Annotated in this window: 16 protein-coding genes and 2 tRNA genes; 16 read left to right on the plus strand and 2 right to left on the minus strand. The window is 51.3% G+C overall.

Annotated elements, in window-relative coordinates; all coding sequences use genetic code 11:
• Positions 1-71: 71 nt before the first annotated feature.
• Together CXIVA_RS07180 and CXIVA_RS07185 are read left to right on the plus strand one after the other, a co-directional pair.
• On the plus strand, positions 72-653 hold the full coding sequence (locus tag CXIVA_RS07180) for a hypothetical protein (protein WP_013977341.1): 582 nt from the start codon (positions 72-74) through the stop codon (positions 651-653).
• A 143-nt stretch (positions 654-796) separates the two neighbouring features.
• Positions 797-2080, plus strand: coding sequence for a sn-glycerol-1-phosphate dehydrogenase (locus tag CXIVA_RS07185; RefSeq protein WP_013977342.1), 1284 nt, complete (start codon positions 797-799; stop codon positions 2078-2080).
• Between the two features lie 171 nt (positions 2081-2251).
• On the opposite strand, the gene CXIVA_RS07190 is transcribed toward CXIVA_RS07185, so the two are convergent.
• A complete protein-coding gene (locus CXIVA_RS07190) occupies positions 2252-3835 on the minus strand; it encodes a helix-turn-helix domain-containing protein (RefSeq protein WP_041727727.1) in 1584 nt (527 codons plus the stop codon).
• Positions 3836-4054: 219 nt separating this feature from the next.
• Between CXIVA_RS07190 and CXIVA_RS07195 the strand changes: the two genes are divergently transcribed.
• The 14 genes from CXIVA_RS07195 (at position 4055) to upp (ending at position 18907) form a co-directional block, all read left to right on the plus strand.
• A complete protein-coding gene (locus tag CXIVA_RS07195) occupies positions 4055-6181 on the plus strand; it encodes an FAD-dependent oxidoreductase (RefSeq protein ID WP_013977345.1) in 2127 nt (708 codons plus the stop codon).
• On the plus strand, positions 6174-7418 hold the full coding sequence (locus CXIVA_RS07200; protein ID WP_013977346.1) for an NADH-ubiquinone oxidoreductase-F iron-sulfur binding region domain-containing protein: 1245 nt from the start codon (positions 6174-6176) through the stop codon (positions 7416-7418). The genes CXIVA_RS07195 and CXIVA_RS07200 overlap by 8 nt, the downstream gene beginning before the upstream one ends.
• Before the next feature lie 157 nt (positions 7419-7575).
• Positions 7576-9036, plus strand: a complete 1461-nt coding sequence (locus tag CXIVA_RS07205) for an FAD-dependent oxidoreductase (protein WP_013977347.1) — start codon at positions 7576-7578, stop codon at positions 9034-9036.
• A gap of 235 nt (positions 9037-9271) precedes the next feature.
• Positions 9272-9973 carry an ATP-binding cassette domain-containing protein gene (locus tag CXIVA_RS07210; RefSeq protein WP_013977349.1) on the plus strand — a complete coding sequence of 234 codons (702 nt, stop codon included), beginning with the start codon at positions 9272-9274 and terminating at the stop codon, positions 9971-9973.
• Positions 9948-11141 (plus strand): hypothetical protein, encoded by a 1194-nt coding sequence (locus CXIVA_RS07215; RefSeq protein WP_013977350.1) that lies wholly within the window; start codon positions 9948-9950, stop codon positions 11139-11141. The genes CXIVA_RS07210 and CXIVA_RS07215 overlap by 26 nt, the downstream gene beginning before the upstream one ends.
• Positions 11142-11252: 111 nt before the next feature.
• A complete protein-coding gene (locus CXIVA_RS07220; RefSeq protein WP_013977351.1) occupies positions 11253-11708 on the plus strand; it encodes an Rrf2 family transcriptional regulator in 456 nt (151 codons plus the stop codon).
• Between the two features lie 174 nt (positions 11709-11882).
• Positions 11883-11956, plus strand: a tRNA-Pro gene (locus CXIVA_RS07225).
• 103 nt (positions 11957-12059) lie between these two features.
• A tRNA-Pro gene (locus tag CXIVA_RS07230) sits at positions 12060-12133 on the plus strand.
• A 178-nt stretch (positions 12134-12311) separates the two neighbouring features.
• Positions 12312-12731, plus strand: a complete 420-nt coding sequence (locus tag CXIVA_RS07235) for a hypothetical protein (RefSeq protein WP_013977352.1) — start codon at positions 12312-12314, stop codon at positions 12729-12731.
• Positions 12732-13173: 442 nt separating this feature from the next.
• Entirely contained in the window at positions 13174-14529 is a 1356-nt protein-coding gene (locus tag CXIVA_RS07240; RefSeq protein ID WP_013977354.1) for a sigma 54-interacting transcriptional regulator, read from the plus strand.
• A 290-nt stretch (positions 14530-14819) separates the two neighbouring features.
• Entirely contained in the window at positions 14820-16178 is a 1359-nt protein-coding gene (locus tag CXIVA_RS07245; RefSeq protein ID WP_013977355.1) for a citrate:proton symporter, read from the plus strand.
• Between the two features lie 36 nt (positions 16179-16214).
• Entirely contained in the window at positions 16215-17561 is a 1347-nt protein-coding gene (locus tag CXIVA_RS07250) for an acyclic terpene utilization AtuA family protein (RefSeq protein WP_013977356.1), read from the plus strand.
• Positions 17562-17580: 19 nt separating this feature from the next.
• A complete protein-coding gene (locus CXIVA_RS07255) occupies positions 17581-17880 on the plus strand; it encodes a hypothetical protein (RefSeq protein ID WP_013977357.1) in 300 nt (99 codons plus the stop codon).
• Between the two features lie 391 nt (positions 17881-18271).
• Positions 18272-18907: a uracil phosphoribosyltransferase gene (gene upp / locus CXIVA_RS07260; RefSeq protein WP_013977358.1), complete on the plus strand. Its 636-nt coding sequence runs from the start codon at positions 18272-18274 to the stop codon at positions 18905-18907.
• A gap of 64 nt (positions 18908-18971) precedes the next feature.
• Here upp and CXIVA_RS07265 read toward each other — a convergent pair whose 3' ends face one another.
• Positions 18972-19676 carry a hypothetical protein gene (locus CXIVA_RS07265; RefSeq protein ID WP_013977359.1) on the minus strand — a complete coding sequence of 235 codons (705 nt, stop codon included), beginning with the start codon at positions 19674-19676 and terminating at the stop codon, positions 18972-18974.
• Positions 19677-19786: the final 110 nt, after the last annotated feature.

Raw genomic sequence — 19786 nt, forward strand, 5'->3', positions numbered from 1 at the left:
TAATCGTATCAAAGTTAAATAGCCTATTTACCAGATAGGCAATCGGGGTTATAAGAGAGAGGAAAGCGAAAATGAAGAATCGTCTGCATTATCAGATGACTGACTTTGACTGCGGTCCGGTTACACTGCTGAACGCGGTGAATTATCTGTTTGAACGGGAGGAGATTCCGCCGGAGCTGGTGCGGAATATCTTTTTATTCACGCTGGACGGTTACGGCGCCAGCGGGGTACGGGGCGAAGCAGGCACCACGGCGGAGGCGATGCAGCATGTGGCTTCCTGGCTCACCGGTCTGGGACGCAGCGGCCGCCTGCCGGTACAGGCAGAGTTCCTTTCTGGCGATCAGGTGTCCCTGGAGGAAGGCAGCCGGCTGATCCGGGGACTGCGTCAGGGTGACGCTGTGATCGTCCGGGTGTTCTGCGGCTGCGGCCATTATATATTGCTGACCGGGGAAGAGGGCGATGCGGTCCGGGCCTTTGATCCCTATCAGCGGGAGACTTTTTCTGACACTGACTGCTATCGGAGGATAGAAGGACACCCGTATACACACAATCATATCATTGCCAAGGAGTGCTTCCGCCCGGCCAGAGATGAAGGATTCTTCGCTTTCGGCCCCTATGAAAGACGGGAAGCGGTGATCCTGCACAGAAAATAATATGCCAAAATAATCCACAGGTTTTTAGGAGAATTGCATAAAAGAAGAAAAATGGTTGACCCTGCTTCCCGCTACAGATAAAATAAAAGAGATTATGAATCGCAACTATCATGTGATTGACAGAATAAGGAGAAGCACAATCTATGGACGTTGACCTCGGGCATTTAAGCAAGCCGCGGGTCTGCGGACGGGAGCATCCTGACGGGATCCGGGAGATCCGGATCGAACCGGGGGCTACCGCCAGACTGGATGATATTCTGCTGGAATACCAGTATCAGAATCCGGTCTTTATCTGCGACAGCAGTACGCGGGCCGCGGCTGAACCGTATCTGGAAGAAGAGTTCAAGGATTATCTGGTCATTGAACTGGACCCGACTGGCTTACAGGCCGATGAAGCAAGCAAACAAAAGATTTTGTCTCAGGTGGAGGACTGCGATCTCGGGTTGAGCAGTGTGCCGGTGGACATTCTGGTGGCGATCGGAGCGGGAACGATCCACGACCTGACACGTTACGCGGCAGAGGAGTTCGAGATCCCGTTTATCTCTGTCCCCACTGCGGCCAGCACCGACGGGTTCTCCTGCAGTATGATTCTGCGGGATCCGGACGGAATACGCAAAGAAGTGCCATCCGTGGCGCCAAGCTGGATCCTGGCGGACACAAATCTCTTTGTTCATGCGCCAAAACGCCTGACATTGGCGGGAGTATCCGATGTGATCAGCAGGCTGACCGCGCTGGCCGACTGGAAAGTATCCCATCTGGTAAGTGATGCCTGGTTTGATGAAGAGATTTATCAGGAGATGCGCAGCAGGATTTCCCGGGTGATCGATCAGCTGGAGGATATCTGCGCCGGAGATGTGTTCGCGACAGAAGCACTGATGGATACGCTGATCTATTTCGGTATTATGACGGGTGTACCGGGAGAAAATCAGGCAGTGTGCGGCGCGGAGCACCATGTGGCCCACCTGTGGAAGATGGCAGTGATCAATCCGGCGCCGGACGCGTTATACGGAGAAAGCGTGCTTACAGCCATGTTCCTGGTGCTGGATCAGTATAAGAAAATGGTTCCCGCCATCCGTCAGGGCAAACTCCGGGTGGATACCGAAGAATCCAAAGGGATCGAATACATGCTTCTGGAGCGGGTTTTCCGGGATCCTGAGGTACTGGAGCAGATCATTGCCGAGAATACTCCGAATCCGCTGGAAGACATCGACCTGGATGCCTTTGAAGACAGTCTGGAAGCAATCGCGGATGTCATTGACAGTCTGCCTCGGCCGGACGGTCTGCAGCGCCATCTGAGGGCGGCCGGCTGCCGGACGGCTCTGACACAACTCGGACTCCCGGAAAACATCGCCGCGCTTTCCCTGGACGCCGCGCCGTATCTGCGGGGTACCATTACCCTTCTGCGGCTGCGCAAGCTGCTGGAGTGATTTGCGATATTTGCTTTTTTGCGGGAAGCTGCCGGCTCGACAGATCCGGCGGACAGATAAAAAAGAAAAACAGAATCATACACCGGAGACAAAGGACTCCTGCCGCTGAAACTATGGGGCAAGCGTACCGAAGTCTCCGGTGTTTTTTATTTTTTAACGAAATTACCGCTTTCAGCGGCTGAGATAATCCAGGATCCGGAAGGACAGTTCGTAGAGAAAGAGCAGGCGGCTGTCAGTAATGGAAATTCCCAGGAGTTCTTCGATTTTTTTTACGCGGTAAAAAAAGGTGCTGCGGTGGATGTGCAGCGCTTCTGCCGTGCGGGTGGCATTCCGGTCACAGTCCAGATAGGTGCGCAGGGTGCGGATAAACTCTGTATGATTTGCTTCATCATGATCCCGCAGCTCAAACAGATGATGGTGGATGCCGATTTCCAGGCCGGGATAGTCACAACAGGAAAAGAGATAAGGTACCAGGGCATCCGTACTGTAAAAAAGAATTTGATCCGGGTCGGCAGTATCCGACAGAAGCTCCAGGGTGCGTACAGACTGCTCGTAAAACCGGTTGATTTTCAGAATATCAGAAAACGGCTGGCTGATGCCTGCAATCATGGAATTTCTGCGGCAGAAATCCTCCAGAGGGGACAGGTACTCCGGCGCGGTCTGCACTGGAGTATCCTGATTGATGAAAAGCACAATCCGATCCTTGTAGACCACGGACATGCAGTTAGGATAAAACTTGCGCAGGGTGGACATCTGCCGTTCGTTAAACAGGGAGCTGTCGTGGGGAACCGTGCAGTCCAGTGTGATAATACAGAAAAAATGTCCGAAGCGGCGGTTTAGCAGCTCCAGCCGGGAGGCGATCAGGTTGACATCGGAAAACCGCCCTTCCAGAAGCTCGATCAGAAAATTTTCATACTGCATACCGGTGCGTTCGATGAAAAAGTCGTGTTTCTGCATTTCCACGGAACAGATTTCCGCAAAGGCAGTCGTCAGCCGCAGTTCGTATTCTGAGGCCGTCTGATCGCCGGGCAGACAGACGGCCACATAACCGGTCATTACGTGGTGGATGCGGATGCCGGCAAAGATCCAGTTGGTCTCCGGGTGGTCTTCCGGACTGACGCAGAAGGCTTCGGAGGTGCCGTAGATCCGGTCTTCGATCTGCAGACGCCGGAGGCTTTCGATTTCTGAGGAAGCAAGGAACCGGTCGGTTCCGGATGTTTTGATGCCGAAAGAGACCTGGGACATGGAGGGGGAGGAGGCCAGTATGTTATAGGAGGCATCCAGAATGGACACCGGATGGGAAAGGCAGCGTTCCAGCTCAATGGCCAGGCGGTTCAGGCCGTCCCCGGTGTACAGCGTATGGCACAGGCAGGAGACCGCGGATTCCAGACGGTCTTCCAGGGCCAGCCGTTCATTCAGGACACGGAACAGTTCCGGGGCAGAGAAAGGCTTAGCGGCACAGAGTACGGTAAAGGGGGATGACTGGGGTCTGGCGAGCAGAAGCAGGAAGTCCTCCGGATGCGCCGGGAGATGCGCGGGCGCCGGGAGTTGTCCGTCACAGAGGTAGAGGGTGTCCGGGTCAAACAGCGTGTCCCGGCGAAGCAGGTCCACGTGGCGGATCATTCGGTTTTCCAGGGCGTTCCCGGCGGAAATTGGGCTTTCGCCGGGAAGGGCGTCTCCGCCGGGAAAAATGACGGTAAAGTCCGGCGGAAGACCATTCGCGGATTGTTTCAGAAGCTGGCGCAGGGACATCATAAGAAGAATCTCCTTTCTTGTAAATTCAACATTTGTTGAAAAAGAAAAAATATTTGAAGAACAAGTTTTAACTGGTGTTTGAGGTGTTTTATCCATGCATATGCTATACTTCAATTAAACTATCATAGAAAACACAGAAGTGTCAAACAACTGTAGAACTACCGGATTTCCGGGAAGCGTGAGAGGTGTGTTTTTCGGGACGCCGAAAGGAGAGAAAACATGGCAGAGATAACGATTGACGGTGTCAGGCTGACGGTGCCGGACGGCCAGAATGTGCTGCAGAGCGCGCTGGATGCGGGAATTTACATTCCCCATCTGTGCCATCACAAAGACCTTGCGGAAAACGGCAGCTGCCGCATGTGCATCGTAGAGGTGGAAGGGCAGGAGGAAGTGGTGCCTTCCTGTATGCTGAAACCGGAAGACGGCATGGTGATTCATACAAAGACGGAACGTGTGAACAAACTGCGCATGCTGGCCCTGGAACTGCTGCTGGCAGCCCATCCGGAGGATTGCTCTACCTGTCCGAAATATGGCAATTGCGAACTGCAGACCCTGATTCAGTATGTGGGCGCCAACAATGCCCGGGTGCGCACCCGGAACAAGGGCGCCGCGGCTGAGGAACGAAATCCCCTTCTGATCCATGACATGAACCGCTGTGTGTTGTGCGGCCGCTGTGTGCGGGCCTGCAGAGGCCTGCGCGGCGTGGGAATCCTGGATTATACCAAGAAGGACCTGGAAGTATACGTGGCGACGCTCCACGGAAAATTGTTAAAAGAGGAAGACTGCCGGTTCTGCGGAGCCTGCGCGGAAGTCTGTCCCACCGGTTCCATCCGTGACCGGATCCAGGCGGCAGAAAGCGGCAAAACAAGGGAAGAACTCCTGGTTCCCTGCCGTGCGGCCTGTCCGGCCCATACCGATGTGCCGCGGTATATCCGGTTTGTAAAACAGGGGGATTTTGATGCGGCCACAGCAGTGATCAGGGAAAAAGTGCCGTTCCCGACGGCGCTTGGCTATGTATGCAATCATGAGTGCGAAATGAACTGCCGCCGGGGCGAGGTGAATTCCCCGATGTCCATCCGCAACATCAAGCGGTACGCGTCGGAACACGACACCGGCAGATACTGGAAAGGCAAAGGCAGGCAGCTGCCGGATACCGGCAGGAAAGTCTGCGTGATCGGCGGCGGCCCGGCAGGACTGACAGCAGCGTATTATCTGAGAAAACAGGGACATACGGTGACCGTTAAAGAAGCCCTGCCGAAATGCGGTGGCATGATGCAGTACGGCATTCCTGCCTACCGCATGCCGCGTCATCTGCTGGATGGGGAGATCGATGTGATCCGGCAGCAGGGTGTGAATATAGAGACCGGCGTGAAAGTGGAGGATCCTCAGAAGCTGCTGCAGGACTATGACGCGGTGCTTCTGACCATCGGTTCGCACCAGGGTGTGCGTCTGCCCATGGAAGGCAGTGATCTGCCCGGGGTGCTGCTGAACATTGATTTTCTGCAAAACTGCGCCATGGAACAGGACACAGGCATTGGAAAACGGGTCATTGTGCTGGGCGGCGGAAATGTGGCCTTTGACTGTGCCCGCAGTGCGAAGCGGCTGGGTGCTGAGGAAGTGCATCTGGCCTGCTTGGAGGCGCGGGAGGCTATGACTGCGGATGAGGAAGAGATTCTGCAGGCGCAGGAGGAAGGCGTACAGATCTATCCGGCCCGGACGTTTGAGCGGATTACTGGCAGCGACCGGGTGACCGGCGTGGATTTTATGCAGGTAAGATCCTTTTCGTTTGATGAAAACCATCGGGCAGTCATTGAGAAGGAAGAAGGCTCCGAACAGCGTATTGCAGCGGATACGGTGATTTTTGCCACGGGACAGCATCCGGCGGGAACGGATCAGTTCGGACTGGAACTGGGCCGGGCCGGCAGTATCGCCGTGGCGGAAGATACGGGAGCGTCCTCGGTGGAAGGCATTTTCGCGGCCGGCGACGTGGTGTACGGCACAAAATCGGTAATCAAGGCAATTGCCGCCGGACGGGACGCGGCCTCTGCCATCGACCGCTATCTGGGCGGTGACGGCGATATTTCAGAGACACTGGCACCGGAACAGATCAGAGATCCCCATATCGGAAAAATGGAACACTTCGGCGATCTGGAACGAAAACAGCCCCGAATCCGTGCCTGCGCAGAACGGGCGGACAATTTTGACCAGGTGGATTTCGGCATCTGCGACGGGGATATCTGCGGCGAGACAGAACGCTGTCTTCAGTGCGACCTGCGCCTGGACATCGCTCCGCCGAGACTGTGGAATGAATTTACCGAACGCAAGGAGGTACAGGCCAATGAGTAAAGCAACAGACAGCGCGAAAGCTCTGGGCGCCCGGGGCATTCTGGAAAAAACTGCCGAAGCGGGACTCCTGGAATTCGGCATCAGCAGACAGCCGGTGGCAGAAAAATGGGAGGCAGTGCTGGCAGGAAAAGACACCGCGGAAGTGCCGGTGCGTGTGGCCTGCGGACTGGACAACGCAGATCTTACCGGCGCGCTGCTGGGCATCCTGCGGGAAACTCCCGATAAAGTCTTTGACGGCATGGCGATTGCCGCTCTGGCTCTGAATGTGGAAGAAAAATGGCTCTATCTGCCGGAAGAAGAGACGGAGCTTCGCAAAGAGCTGGAAGAAAAGGCACAGGCGGCAGGCGTGGAACTGATTTCCGGCATTATCAATATCCGTGCCAACCGGGCCGGAGCCATTCATCACATTGAGACCATGGCCGCCCTGGCAGACCTTATGGCGGACAGCTATGAACCGGGGACCTGTCTGGCGGTCCGCCGGATTGCGCCGGGTGACACAGAGACTGTCAGCGCCCTGAAAAAGGTTTCCTACGGGACAACGGTACGTCAGGTGCTTGAAGAAGCCGGCGTCGAGGCAGAAACCGCCCGGGCGGTACTGCTGGGAACCAAAGTGTATGACACCGGTGTGCTGGATACGGTCATCGAAGCGGAAACACCGATGGGCAATGGTGTCATTACCGTCTATGCGGAAGGTTGCTGCATGGTGCATGAGGCAGAACGGGTTCTGCTGGCAGAGCGCAGGCACAGCTGCGGCAAATGCAATTTCTGCCGGGAAGGCCTGTTCCAGCTGCATACCATGACCCGGGAGATGACCGAAGGAAAAGGAAAGAAGGACTACCTTGCGCTGATGGAGGAAATCGGCGAGGCAATGGTCTTTTCCACCCCCTGCTCCATGGGGCAGACCGCATCGGATTTTACCATGGGGACACTGAAACTGTTTGAAACGGAATACAGCGAGCATATCAAGAAAAAATGCAGGAAGGGGATCTGCACGGCTTTCCAGTCCATTTACATTGATCCGAAGCTGTGCACCGGCTGTGAAGAATGCGCGGATGTCTGTCCGGAAGACGCCATTGAAGGCAAGGCGAAATACATCCATATGATCGATGAGTTTTCCTGCACAAAATGCGGCAAATGCATAGACGTATGTGAAGAGGAAGCGATTATCCGCACATCCGGACGTGTGCCGAAACTGCCCACCCGTCTGACCAAGGTGGGAAAATTCAAAAAACACTGATCCGGACGGGATACAGGAAAATAAAACAGTATTTTAACATGTGACAGCTGAACAACAGCAGCGATACACCTGTAAGTAATGGCTGAACAACAGCAGCAATACACCTGTAAGCAATGGCTGAGAAACAGCAGTGATACACCTATGAGGAGGAAAAACTATGAAGACAATGGAAGCGGATGTAATTATCGCCGGCGGCGGCCCGGCAGGCCTGGCGGCAGCAGTGACAGCGGGGGAAAATGACCTGACCTCCATCCTGTTTGAGAAAACCAACACAACCGGCGGCGCGGCCAATATGGGTATGGGCCCCTTAGGCATTGACACCAAGATCCAGAAGCGAATGTTCAACAATATCACAGTGCAGGAAGCGCTGGATGAACACATGCGTTATACCCATTTCCAGGTGGATGAGGATCTGGTGCAGACCTATTTCAACAAATCTGCGGAAACCATCGAATGGCTGGAGGATATGGGTGTGGAATTTGCGGGCGCCTTCCGTTATTTCAAGGAATCCGCAGCCACCTGGCATATCGTTAAGCCGGAAAACGGTGTGATCGGCCCCCGGGCGGCAGGCCCCATGGCCAGAATCCTTGCGGAAAACGCGCAGGAAAACGGCTGTACCATCTGCCTGGAGACATCCATGAAGAGCCTGATTGTTGAGGACGGAAGAGTGATAGGTATCCGTGCTGTGGACAAAGACGGGGAGGAGATCGAAGCTCGGGGCAAAGCAGTCGTAGTCGCTACCGGCGGATTCGGCAACAATGCGGAAATGCTGAAAGAGGACTTCGGACTGGATCTGTGGGAGAACTTCTTTCCCTTCCGGATCCCGGCTCATCAGGGCGACGGCCTGAAAGGCATGTGGGAAGCCGGCGCTGAAAAATACGGGGAAAATCTGGAGATCATTTATCAGTTGAAGGATAATATGAACTGGTTCCTTCTGGACGCGGTGCTTCGACAGCCGAATCTGATGATCAACCAGCGGGGCGACCGTTTCATGAATGAACAGTATATGGGCAATACAACCTATACCGGCAATGCTATTCGGCAGCAGCCGGGCAAATATGCCTATGTGATCATGGACGACGCCATTCTGAAATATTACAAGAAAAACGGACCGGACATTTTTGACATCGTTCATCCGGAAGATGCGTTCCTGGCTGTGGACGAGGAGTTTGAACGCGCCCAGGCAGAAGGGTATGACGGTTATTTCGAGGCGGAATCCATCGAAGAACTGGCAGAGAAGCTGGGCATCGACGCGGACAAACTGGAAGAAACCATCGAAGACTACAACGATATGTGCGACGAAGGCAGAGATACCCAGTTCCACAAGAATCCGGATTTCCTGCATCCTATTATGGGCAAAGGCAAATATCGGGTTGGCAAATATTATGTGGCGGCCTACGGTTCCATCGGCGGCGTGCGGATCAATAAATACTGTGAAGTACTGGACAAAGAGCAGAATCCGATCCCGGGCCTCTATGCCTGCGGCAACGACTCCAATATTATCTACGGAGACAGCTATAACTTCACGCTCTGCGGCAACTCTATGGGATTTGCGGTAAACAGCGGGCGCATGGCAGGGGAAGCCATCGCGGACTATATCGATGAACTCGAAGACTAACTCGCAAGATACAGATCATACAGGGAAGGCGGTCTGGTGTGTCCGCCTTCCAGAAAGATTCCGGCAGTTTGCTGCCGGAATCTTTCTGTGTTTCAGGGAGAGCTGAATCTGCGGGCGGATTTTCCGCAGCTGCAGGCGGTGAACCATTCCGCGCTTGCGGGCACACTTGAATTTTCCTGCGGGAATGCGTATACTTACTCGGTATAACCATTAAAAAATTGCCGGAGGCAGCAGCATGCTGGAACTGAATCATATCACCAACCGATATGCCAATGAACTGTATTTAAATGACATCCATGTCACCATAGAGAAGGGTACCTTATATGGGATCGCCGGGACAGACCGGGAGGGAAAGGCGGCACTTCTGCGCACCATAGCAGGTATTTCACGCCCGGATATCGGTGAAGCGCGTCTGGATGGGGAACCGATCTATGAGAATCCGGAGGCGAAAAAGCGGATCTTTTTCATGGGCCGAACCATGTACATGCGCCCCTGGAGCATGCTGGCGGATACGGCGCGCTTTTACTCCGGGTACTACCCCAACTGGTCCGGCGATACGTTCCTGCAGCTTGCGGATGTATTTTCCCTGAAGACGGATCAGCGGACCGTAACCATGACAGAAGAAGAGCTGCAGCTGGCGAAAGTGGCCATTGGCCTGTCTGCCGGTACGGACTGCCTGCTGATGGAAAAGCCGTTTCACGATCTGGACGACGAGCGGATCGAAATGATCATCAAACTCCTGCATTCTTATATAGAAAAAAGAGAGGCCATCGTGATCCTGACAGCGAAGCATATTCATGAAAAAAATTACACTCGATATGGTTATATGGAGGACCGCATGCTGCTGGACAATGTGACGGAAGCGTATTACCGCAGTATGGAGGAAAAAAGCAAAAAGGAGGGAAAAGTCTATGACCTGGAACACTTCTTCCGATAATCTTTTTGCTTATGACCGAAAGATGCTCTTAAAGAGAAATATGGGAATCTTTCTTACATTTCTGGCGATTATGCTGGTGCTGATTCCCTTTGCGACGGCAGGGATCCCGGGGCGTTCTATTTTTAACGAGGCCATTCACCCGGCATTTGCCTATCGGATCATCAGCCCCCGGTTTGTGATTGTGTCCTATTATACGGTGATTGCCGGCAGCGTGATCCTGGGACTGAGCCTGTATTCCTTCCTGCGGGATCCTTCCCGGGAAGAGATGTTTTTCTCTCTGGGACTGACCAGAAAACAGCTGTTCCAGTCCCGGTTTCAGGTGGGAGCCTTTGGCATCGGCCTGGCTGTGGGAATCCCCATGCTGGTTTCCCTTATTGTGAATCTGATCGCCTACGGCGGATCTGCCCGGATGCTGTGCAGCTGGCTGGCGATCCTGTGCGGGCTGCTGATTCAGGGACTGACTGCTTTTCTGCTGACGGCGGCGGCATGCATCCTGTCCGGAACAGCGACAGAGATTGTGCTGTATGAACTGATGCTTTTCGGCGGCTTTACCGGCCTGGTCTACAGCATCAACCAGATTTTGTACCATATAGCCTGGAATAACCTGGAGCCTACCACGCTGATTCTCCAATATCATCAGGGCGTGGATTTGGTGCGGGGGCTGGATGCCTGGAATCCCATCACCCTGTACCTGCGCCTGATTCTGACGCATGCCTCGGCCGCGCCGGGACAGGAAGCGGCCGGCTACCAGATTGTCCGTCTGATTGTGTGGGCGGGAATCGCCTTTGTACTGTGGGTGCTGGCGGGAAAAGCAATGCAGATCAGGCATGCGGAGCAGGCCGGACGGGATGGCAGACGGATTCAAGTGACCCGGATAGTAGTCTTTCTGTCCATGTTTGTTCTGTTTGCGGTCATGTTTTCGCTGCTGGATTCCAGCAACCGTGTATTTGCGGTTGTCATCGGGCTGCTGGCGGATCTGATTCTTTACATCATCTGGCAGCAGAGCTATATTAAGCAGCATCCCGGTTTCTGGGTGCTGGCCAGCCGGTGTCTGACCATGCTGGTGGCGGTGGCCGTGCTGTTTGCGATCACATCTGTGGCGGGCACACGGCAGGCTGCGAAAAAAAACTTGCAGAATCCCTCAGTTTCGTATAAGATGAAACCATAGATAATTACTAGGAAATAAGGAATTAAGATTCCGCCACCGGGACTCTGCAGGATGCACAGTCTGAGCGCCGGAGAAGTGATTCCCCTGCATAGAAAGAAATTGAGGTGAAGGATGAAAGTATCGACAAAAGGCAGATATGCGCTGCGTCTAATGATTGATCTGGGCACCTATGGAAGCAGTGACACTTATATTTCACTGAAAGATGTGGCCAAAAGACAGCATATCTCCGCAAAATATCTGGAACAGATTGTGACTCCGCTGCATCGGGCAGGACTGGTGCGCAGTGTGCGCGGCGCGCAGGGCGGCTATCGCCTGTCCCGTTCTCCGGAGAAATATACAGCCGGAGAAATCCTGCGTTCCATTGAAGGAAGTTTCGCGCCTATCGCCTGCCTGGAAGATGACGTCAATGAGTGTGAAAACTACCATGACTGCCCGACAGTGGGCTTCTGGGAAGGCATGTATAAGGTGATATCGGATTATGTGGACAGTGTGACCCTGCAGCAGCTCATTGACGAATCCGAGACCAAGGAAAATCAGGAGTCTGTGGCAGAGTGCAAAGAGCGTTAGCATTCACCTGCTTCCGGATGGGAGTCTGCGGCAGAGTGCAGTGAATGATCCGTTTTTCTTCCGTGCTGGAAACAGCACGGAAGAATGAACAGAAGTTAAAACAAAATTTTGAAAAAAGGATCTTGACATTTACGGGCAAAATCGTATATCCTAGTACTTGGCTGTTATAGCTATCGATGCGTGGCTCAGCTTGGTAGAGCGCTGTGTTAGGGACGCAGAGGCCGCAGGTTCAAATCCTGTCGCATCGATTGCAGACGGGAGTCTGATACAAAAGCTGGAAAAAGTAAAAACAGCTTGACATATGATAGCAAAAATCATATACTGTACAGGTGCTTGCAAAACAGCACATGGCGATGCGTGGCTCAGTTTGGTAGAGCGCTGCGTTCGGGACGCAGAGGCCGCTGGTTCGAATCCAGTCGCATCGACTACTTGGCAGGGGCGCCGGAAATCATCGGAATGGATGGTTTCCGGTTCTTTTTTTATTTAAAAATATTCATTTTCTGCACCTTCCATTTTTGTTAATGTTTATTTCTTGTTTATCTAATGTTTGCATATTAACAAAACTGCAGACATTAGATAAAATCATGAGCAGAAGGTGATCAGATGTCCGCTAATATTTCGCAACAACAATTTATTCCGTTCAAGAACTTGAAACATGCAGGCTTTTCGCTGTATAAGATAAACCAGATGGCTGCAGCGGGAAAACTGAATAAGGTTACGAGAAGTTATTATGAAAATACGGAATATGATGGGGAAGTCAATGACTTTTATGCCGTTCCCGCCTATACGAAGGATAAAGGCGTGATCTGCCTGCTGAGTGCTGCCGCCTATTATGATCTGACTACGCAAAGGCCGTCTCGAGTTGATGTCGCTCTTCCCCGTGCATCAAGGATATCTGCATCTCCGGACTGGTCTCAGATGCAGTTCTATCTTTTCTCTGATACCCGATATTATACTGGAATAGAGAAAATCACTCAAAATGGAAATACTTCGGATCAGGACAGTTATGAAGCAATTTGTTGAGGTATTGCTATGAGAAGTGTCGCGTCTGTAAAAGACAGACTGAAAAACTATGCTCAAAAGAGCGGTCGGACGTTTCAGGATGTTTTGACCGTATATGTTCTGGAACGAGTGCTTTATCGGATTTCAAGATCTGTATACGCCGGTAATTTTACATTGAAGGGCGGCATTTTGTTCTATGATATGTATGTCGATGATTAAACCTTGCCCTATATACCAGGCGCACAGAAGATGCGGAAGCACGCCTTCTCACAGAAGCGAAATTTGCCAACGATGAAGATGTCCTGGCTGTTTCCAAGCGTCTGATTGCAGAAAATCGAAAGGCATATGAGGCACTTGCGGAATGATTCTTCGTTCAGGTGTGATAAAATTACATATCGATAACTAACTGGCCCGGAGAATTTTCCGGAAGAATTGCCGGATTTATCCGGGAAAGGACAGTGGTATGATAGAAAAATGGGAATTGAATTCGTTTATATCCTACGTATTTGAACATATGGTGGAAGGCGTTTTGTGCATTGACGCAGAGGGCGTGGTCCTGTACGCAAATGCGTCATATCTGAACTTTATCCATAAAACACCGGAGGAAGTGATCGGATATAAACTGCGGGAAATCCGGCCTCATGCGCAGCTGCCGCTTGTGGTGGAAACCGGTCAGCCGATTCTGCATGCACAGCGTCTGGAGGATCTGGAAGAGGCATACTTTGTAAATATGTATCCGGTCTATGACGGAGATAAAATTATCGGCGGGTTTTCCAGTATTACATTCATGGAGCAGGCATTACGCAACCGGATTGAACTGGAAAATTATGAAAGTACCAGCCAGAAACTTTTAAAACAGGTGAATCAGCAGGGAAGCCGTTACACCTTCGATTCGATCATAGCGGTTTCGCCGGAGTCCCGCGCGACAAAAGCATATGCGCTTCGCCTTGCGGATGGCGATATGACGGTCCTGTTGGAATCAGAGAGCGGAACGGGAAAGGAAGTATTCGCGCAGTCCATTCATAATGCCAGCCGCCGGAAAAATGGTGTTTTTCTGGCAGTTAACTGCGCCGGGTTCAGCAAGGATATGCTGGAAAGTGAATTGTTTGGCTACGCGGAAGGCGCGTTTACAGGGGCGAAAAAGGGCGGAAAAATCGGCCTGTTTGAAGCAGCTTCCGGAGGTACACTGTTTCTGGATGAGATCGCGGAAATGGATCTTGGACTGCAGGCAAAACTGCTGCGTGCGCTGCAGGAACATAAAATTCGTCCGATTGGCGCAGTGAAGGAGATCGACGTTGATGTACGGATTATCTGTGCGTGTAATGTGGATCTGAAAAAACGGGTAGAAGAAGGGCGTTTCCGGCAGGATCTGTACTATCGGATCAATTCTTTTCCGATTCGGATTCTTCCCCTTCGGGAGCGAAGAGAAGATATTCCCGCATTGGTGGAAAGTATTCTGTCTAATATTTGTGAGAAGGAGCATCGGACCATTACGATTTCAGAGCCTGCACTGGACTGCCTGATGCAGTATGACTGGCCGGGGAATGTGCGGGAACTGCGCAATATTGTGGAATTTGCTGCTTATATGAGCATCGATGGAAGGATTGATATGCTGAGTCTGCCGGATCAGCTGCGTTTTTTTGCAGCGGGCAGTCAGACAGAAGAGAGGCCGGATCTTGCAGAGCGGGTGAGAACTTTTGAGAAAAATGAAATCAAACGGACACTGGCGGCTTTCGGGAACACGGTGGATGGCAAGAAGAAGGCTGCAAAACAGCTGAATATTTCGCTGGCGACACTCTACAACAAGCTGAAAGAATAAAAATTCGATTCAGAAAAAAGACAGCAGAAAAAGGTTGTGAATCATTCTAAAATTCTGGAAGTGTTTCAAAAAAATTAGAAATAAATCAAATCCCTGTATTATCAACAGATACAGGGGTTTGTTTTTTAAAGTCTACAAAATTGCTTCCAGAAATTTAGAAAAACACACTGGAGGAAATTTTCTGGAAACCGCATAAAAACGGCATTTTTTAATTGAAGAAAAACTGGCATTGCTCTTGCACTTTATCAGGCAAAGAAGAAAATGTCTGGAAAATGAAAGGAGTAGTAGTTATGTTGGCATTTCTTGGATTTGCGACTGTCATAGTGATGCTTGTGTTGGTTATGACTAAAAAAACATCACCGACAGTAGCACTGATCGGCGTTCCTGTAGTTACAGGAATTATTTCATCGTTTTTTCGTGTCACAGACGCGAAAGCGGCTCCGGGAGTTGTGGATGTTCTGGCGAACATCAAAAATCTGGGAGGATTTATTACTGAAAAATCCGGAATCGGCTCTGTCGCTGCAACGGGTGTAATGTTTATCTTCTCGATTCTGTTTTTCGGAGTTCTCACGGATGCGGGAACCTTCCGTCCGATCATCGGAAAAGTACTGAAGCTGGTGGGGACTGATCCGGTGAAGATCACCATTGGAACAGCCGTGCTTGCCATGATTGTCCATCTGGATGGTTCCGGCGCGGTTACCTTCCTGATCTGCATTCCGGCACTGGTTCCGCTGTATGATGCGGTGGGGATGCGGCGTGTTACGTTGGCGACGATTGTGGCGATGTCAGCCGGCGTCATGAATATTATGCCATGGGGCGGTCCGACGATCCGGGCAGCAACCGCGATGCAGATGGATGTGATGGAGCTGTTCCGGCCGATGATGATTCCGGTAATTGCCGGTCTGGCCATGGTTATTGTTTTTGCAGTACTGCTGGGGAGAGCGGAAAAGAAGCGGATTGGCGCAAGCACACTGGTGCAGGTTTCCGAATATAAAATGGAACTGACAGAAGAGGAAAAGGCTCTGGAGCGGCCCAAACTGTTTGTGGTTAATGTGATTCTCATTATTGCCGCAATTGCAGCCCTTCTGAAGTCTGGATTTCCGCCGGCAGTTGTCTTTATGGTAGCGTTTATCGTGGCAGTGGTGATTAACTATCCGAACCCGGCAGAACAGAAGAAGCGGGTTGACGCACATGCAAAATCAGCTCTGATGATGGCGTCCGTGCTGTTTGCGGCTGGTTGTTTTACAGGAATTATGAAAGAAACCGGTATGATCACAGCTATGGCAACGACACTCTGTTCGATCATTCCTCAATCTCTGGGAAGATTCTTCCCGATTATAACAGGCGTAATTGCCATGCCTGCGTCGCTGCTGTTTGATCCGGATTCATTTTATTATGGTGTGCTTCCGGTGTTGTCCAGTACAGCGGAAGGTTTTGGCGTAGCCGGTGTGAATGTGGCGCGTGCTGCTATTCTCGGACAAATGACAACCGGTTTTCCGGTTTCCCCGCTGACTCCGGCCACATTCCTATTGGTGGGACTTGCCGGCGTGGATTTCGGTGAACATCAGAAACGTACGATTCCATTCGCTTTTATACTTACCATCGTGATGCTGATTGTATCGTTTGCAATCGGATCCATCGCCCTGTAACAATCTGCTGAATCATAGAAATGGAGGAAACACATAATGAAGACAATTCGTATCGGAAGCGGTGCAGGATACGCCGGAGATCGTCTGGAGCCGGCGCTGGAACTTATCGAAAAAGGAAATATTCAATATATCAGTTTTGAATGCCTGGCGGAACGTACCATTGCGATCGGACAGCAGGAGAAACTGAAAGATCCGGAAAAAGGTTATAACAGCCTCCTGGTGCACAGAATGGAGAAGGCAATCCCTCTGGCGGCAAAGCATGGAGTAAAGATCATCACCAACATGGGATCCGCCAATCCGGAAGCGGCTGCGAGAGTCTGTGCGGATCTTGCGGAAAAGAATGGCCTGAAAGGGATGAAAATCGCCTGCGTCCTTGGAGACGATTTGCTGCCGCAGCTGGACAAATATATGGATGTGGAGGTATGGGAAACAAAGAAGCCTTTATCCGAACTGAATGGTGAAATCGTATCTGCCAATGCGTATATGGGCGTAGAGGGAATTCTCAAAGCCCTGGAAGGAGGAGCGGATCTGGTAATCACCGGACGCGTCTCGGATCCGGCGATTTTTATGGCGCCGCTTATTTATGAATTCGGATGGTCTATGGATGACTGGGATAAACTTGGCAAAGGGACAAATATCGGACATTTGCTGGAATGCGGCGCACAGGTGACCGGCGGATACTATGCGGAACCCGGAAAGAAGGATGTCCCGGGAATCGGACATGTGGGATTCCCGATCATAGAAGTCAATGAAGACGGAGAATATTTTGTTACAAAAGTGCCGGAAGCAGGTGGAATGGTTACTGTGGATACCTGCACCGAGCAGATGCTTTATGAAATCCATGATCCGGAAAAATATTTTACCCCGGATGTGGTTGCGGATTTTTCAAAAGTAGTCTTTACACAGCTGGATAAGGACAAAGTAAAGGTAGAGGGGGCAACCGGACATCCGAAGACTGATACATTGAAATGTTCCATCGGTTATAAAGACTGCTTTATCGGAGATGGCGAGATTTCTTACGGCGGTCCGGGATGTGTAGCCAGGGCAAGATTGGCACTGGAAATTCTGAAAGAAAGGCTGGAACTGGTAGCTCCGGGCGCATTTGAAGAACTTAAATTTGATATTATTGGATGCAATTCCCTGTACTGGAATCCTGATTTTAAATATAACGAGGAGCCCAGTGAAGTGCGGGTGCGCGCGGCAGGACGCGCAAAAACAAAAGCAATTGCCGACATCGTTCCGAATGAAGTGGAAGCGTTGTATACAAACGGACCTGCAGGCGGCTGCGGTGCGGTAAAACGCACGCGTGAGATAATTTCCGTTGCGTCCATTCTGGTGGATCGCAGCCTGGTGACCCCTGCTGTAAAATTTTTTGAAGTGTGAGAAGAAAGGAGACTGCAGTATGAAATTATGGGAGATCGCGCATTCGCGCACCGGAGACAAAGGGAATATTTCCAACATTTCACTGATTGCATATGACAAAAAAGATTATGCGCTTCTGGCAGAAAAAGTTACCCCGGAGCGGGTGAAGGAGCATTTTAAAGGAATTGTCAAAGGAGAGGTCGTTCGCTACGATCTGCCGCAGCTCGGTGCCATGAACTTTGTAATGTATGATGCGCTGGGCGGCGGCGTAACCCGTTCGCTGTCTGTGGATATGCATGGAAAGGGGCTCAGTTCCTATCTGCTGAATATGGAGATCTGAGCCGGAATGGCAGTGGTTTCGGCTGCCCTGTTCAAAATCGGGAAAGCCTGAAACTGGTTTAAGAAGAAACGAATAATACTTAGTATGGAAAAGCATGGCGGAAAGATGCGCATTCTTTTTATCGGATGATCCGTGAAAGGGCGTATCATGCGCCATGTTTTTATAGTTCAGCTGCAGGAATTACAATGGTTTTTATTTAAGATGAGGCGCCTGATGGAACGCCCCGTTCGGATTTTGCACAGGTTCATTGACATTCTGTCCATAAGTCGGTAATATCGTTGTACATAACAGACCATGCGAAGCTCTCCGGGTTTTCCGGGGACATTTTCCGGCATGCCTGCACAGAATACCGCTGCGCGTACCGGAACTTTCGCAGGAAAAGGGGTAATTTATGAACAACGAAAACATTAAAATTATGGATCATCCGCTGATCCAGCACAAGATCACGAAACTCCGCGACCGGAGAACCGGCACAACAGAATTCCGGAATATCGTGACAGAGATTGCGATGCTGATGGGATATGAGGCACTGCGGGATCTGGAAGTTGAGGAATGTGAGATTGAGACACCGTTGGAAAAGACCCATTCCCCACAGATCTCAGAAAGGAAGCAGGCGGTGATTCCGATTCTGCGGGCTGGCCTGGGTATGGCGGACGGTGTGCTGCGCTTGATCCCTGCGGCAAAAGTCGGACATGTGGGAATGTACCGGGATCCGGAGACCCATGAACCGCATGCCTATTACTGCAAGCTGCCGGAGCGGATCGAAGATCGGACCATCGTGGTCGTGGATCCTATGCTGGCCACAGGAGGATCAGCCATTGACGCGATTCGCCTGATTAAGGAAAAAGGCGGCCGACGTATCAAATTTATGTGTATTGTGGCAGCGCCGGAAGGGGTAGAGGCTCTTGCAAAAGCACACCCGGATATTCAGATTTACATCGGTCATGTGGATCGGGAGCTGAATGACGCAAAATATATTCTGCCGGGACTGGGAGATGCGGGAGACCGTATTTTTGGCACAATTTAACCGTATGCCCATTATAGAATAACCGTATGTCCACAAGGTAAGCTGTGAGCATACGGTTAAATCATCAGGAAAATACGACTTCAATCAGATCATAATCGCTGTACTCTGACTGTTTCTTTTCCGTGAAGTCCGAGAAAGTCAGCGAAGAAGCGGGGGCAGGATAATAGCCGTAGATGGCCAGAGAGATTTTTTCTCCTTTTTTGATGGGGATCTGTTCCGTCTGGCTGCAGAGCAGACGATAATTCTGTTTGCTTTTTCCCTTCGGAACCGGCTGGGATTCTGTAGTATTCAGATAGCCGCTGTAGGAATCCTCTGACGGGCCGTACTGCATGCTGACAGCAATCTGGTTGGTATCGTGATTGCCGATGGAAATACGTCCCGCAATACTGCTGTCCGAGGCGTCAGACTGGCTGCGGAGCGCATGCTTGATCAGTGTGGAGCTGGATACTGCTTTTGCATTTTTGTATTGGGTCATGTAGACAGCGGCCTTTTTGATGGAAGAATCCCCGTGAAACGTATAAATCCTGTTGGTTCCTTCTCCCACCAGGTCCAGCAGCTGCTGTTCCGAGCTGTTCAGTGAATAGGGATTGAGTGCAGCCGTCTGTTCCGCTTCAGATCCGGATTCTGACTCCGCGGAGCCGGAGACAGACGCAGCAGAACTGCTGCCGGAGCTTGTCGAAGTTTCGGCCTGTGTACCTGCGCAGCTGACGCAAAACAGCGCGCCGCAGATCAGCATTGCGGTAAAAAACAGTTTTTTCTTCATTTTCATTTTCACCTCCAGTTGGATTTGGTTTGTTTCCACCTATCAAAAAAATAACACATTTCTTTGGAATATCCAATGTTTTGAATGACAACTCTGATATTTTTTTGCATTACTCA

Source organism: Clostridium sp. SY8519 (genome assembly GCF_000270305.1).
GTDB lineage: Bacteria > Bacillota > Clostridia > Lachnospirales > Lachnospiraceae > SY8519.

Coding starts and splice junctions, on each gene's coding strand:
- CXIVA_RS07180 (WP_013977341.1), top strand. CDS start 72: ATGAAGAATCGTCTGCATTATCAGATGACTGACTTTGACTGCGGTCCG.
- CXIVA_RS07185 (WP_013977342.1), top strand. CDS start 797: ATGGACGTTGACCTCGGGCATTTAAGCAAGCCGCGGGTCTGCGGACGG.
- CXIVA_RS07190 (WP_041727727.1), bottom strand. CDS start 3,835: ATGATGTCCCTGCGCCAGCTTCTGAAACAATCCGCGAATGGTCTTCCG.
- CXIVA_RS07195 (WP_013977345.1), top strand. CDS start 4,055: ATGGCAGAGATAACGATTGACGGTGTCAGGCTGACGGTGCCGGACGGC.
- CXIVA_RS07200 (WP_013977346.1), top strand. CDS start 6,174: ATGAGTAAAGCAACAGACAGCGCGAAAGCTCTGGGCGCCCGGGGCATT.
- CXIVA_RS07205 (WP_013977347.1), top strand. CDS start 7,576: ATGAAGACAATGGAAGCGGATGTAATTATCGCCGGCGGCGGCCCGGCA.
- CXIVA_RS07210 (WP_013977349.1), top strand. CDS start 9,272: ATGCTGGAACTGAATCATATCACCAACCGATATGCCAATGAACTGTAT.
- CXIVA_RS07215 (WP_013977350.1), top strand. CDS start 9,948: ATGACCTGGAACACTTCTTCCGATAATCTTTTTGCTTATGACCGAAAG.
- CXIVA_RS07220 (WP_013977351.1), top strand. CDS start 11,253: ATGAAAGTATCGACAAAAGGCAGATATGCGCTGCGTCTAATGATTGAT.
- CXIVA_RS07235 (WP_013977352.1), top strand. CDS start 12,312: ATGTCCGCTAATATTTCGCAACAACAATTTATTCCGTTCAAGAACTTG.
- CXIVA_RS07240 (WP_013977354.1), top strand. CDS start 13,174: ATGATAGAAAAATGGGAATTGAATTCGTTTATATCCTACGTATTTGAA.
- CXIVA_RS07245 (WP_013977355.1), top strand. CDS start 14,820: ATGTTGGCATTTCTTGGATTTGCGACTGTCATAGTGATGCTTGTGTTG.
- CXIVA_RS07250 (WP_013977356.1), top strand. CDS start 16,215: ATGAAGACAATTCGTATCGGAAGCGGTGCAGGATACGCCGGAGATCGT.
- CXIVA_RS07255 (WP_013977357.1), top strand. CDS start 17,581: ATGAAATTATGGGAGATCGCGCATTCGCGCACCGGAGACAAAGGGAAT.
- upp (WP_013977358.1), top strand. CDS start 18,272: ATGAACAACGAAAACATTAAAATTATGGATCATCCGCTGATCCAGCAC.
- CXIVA_RS07265 (WP_013977359.1), bottom strand. CDS start 19,676: ATGAAAATGAAGAAAAAACTGTTTTTTACCGCAATGCTGATCTGCGGC.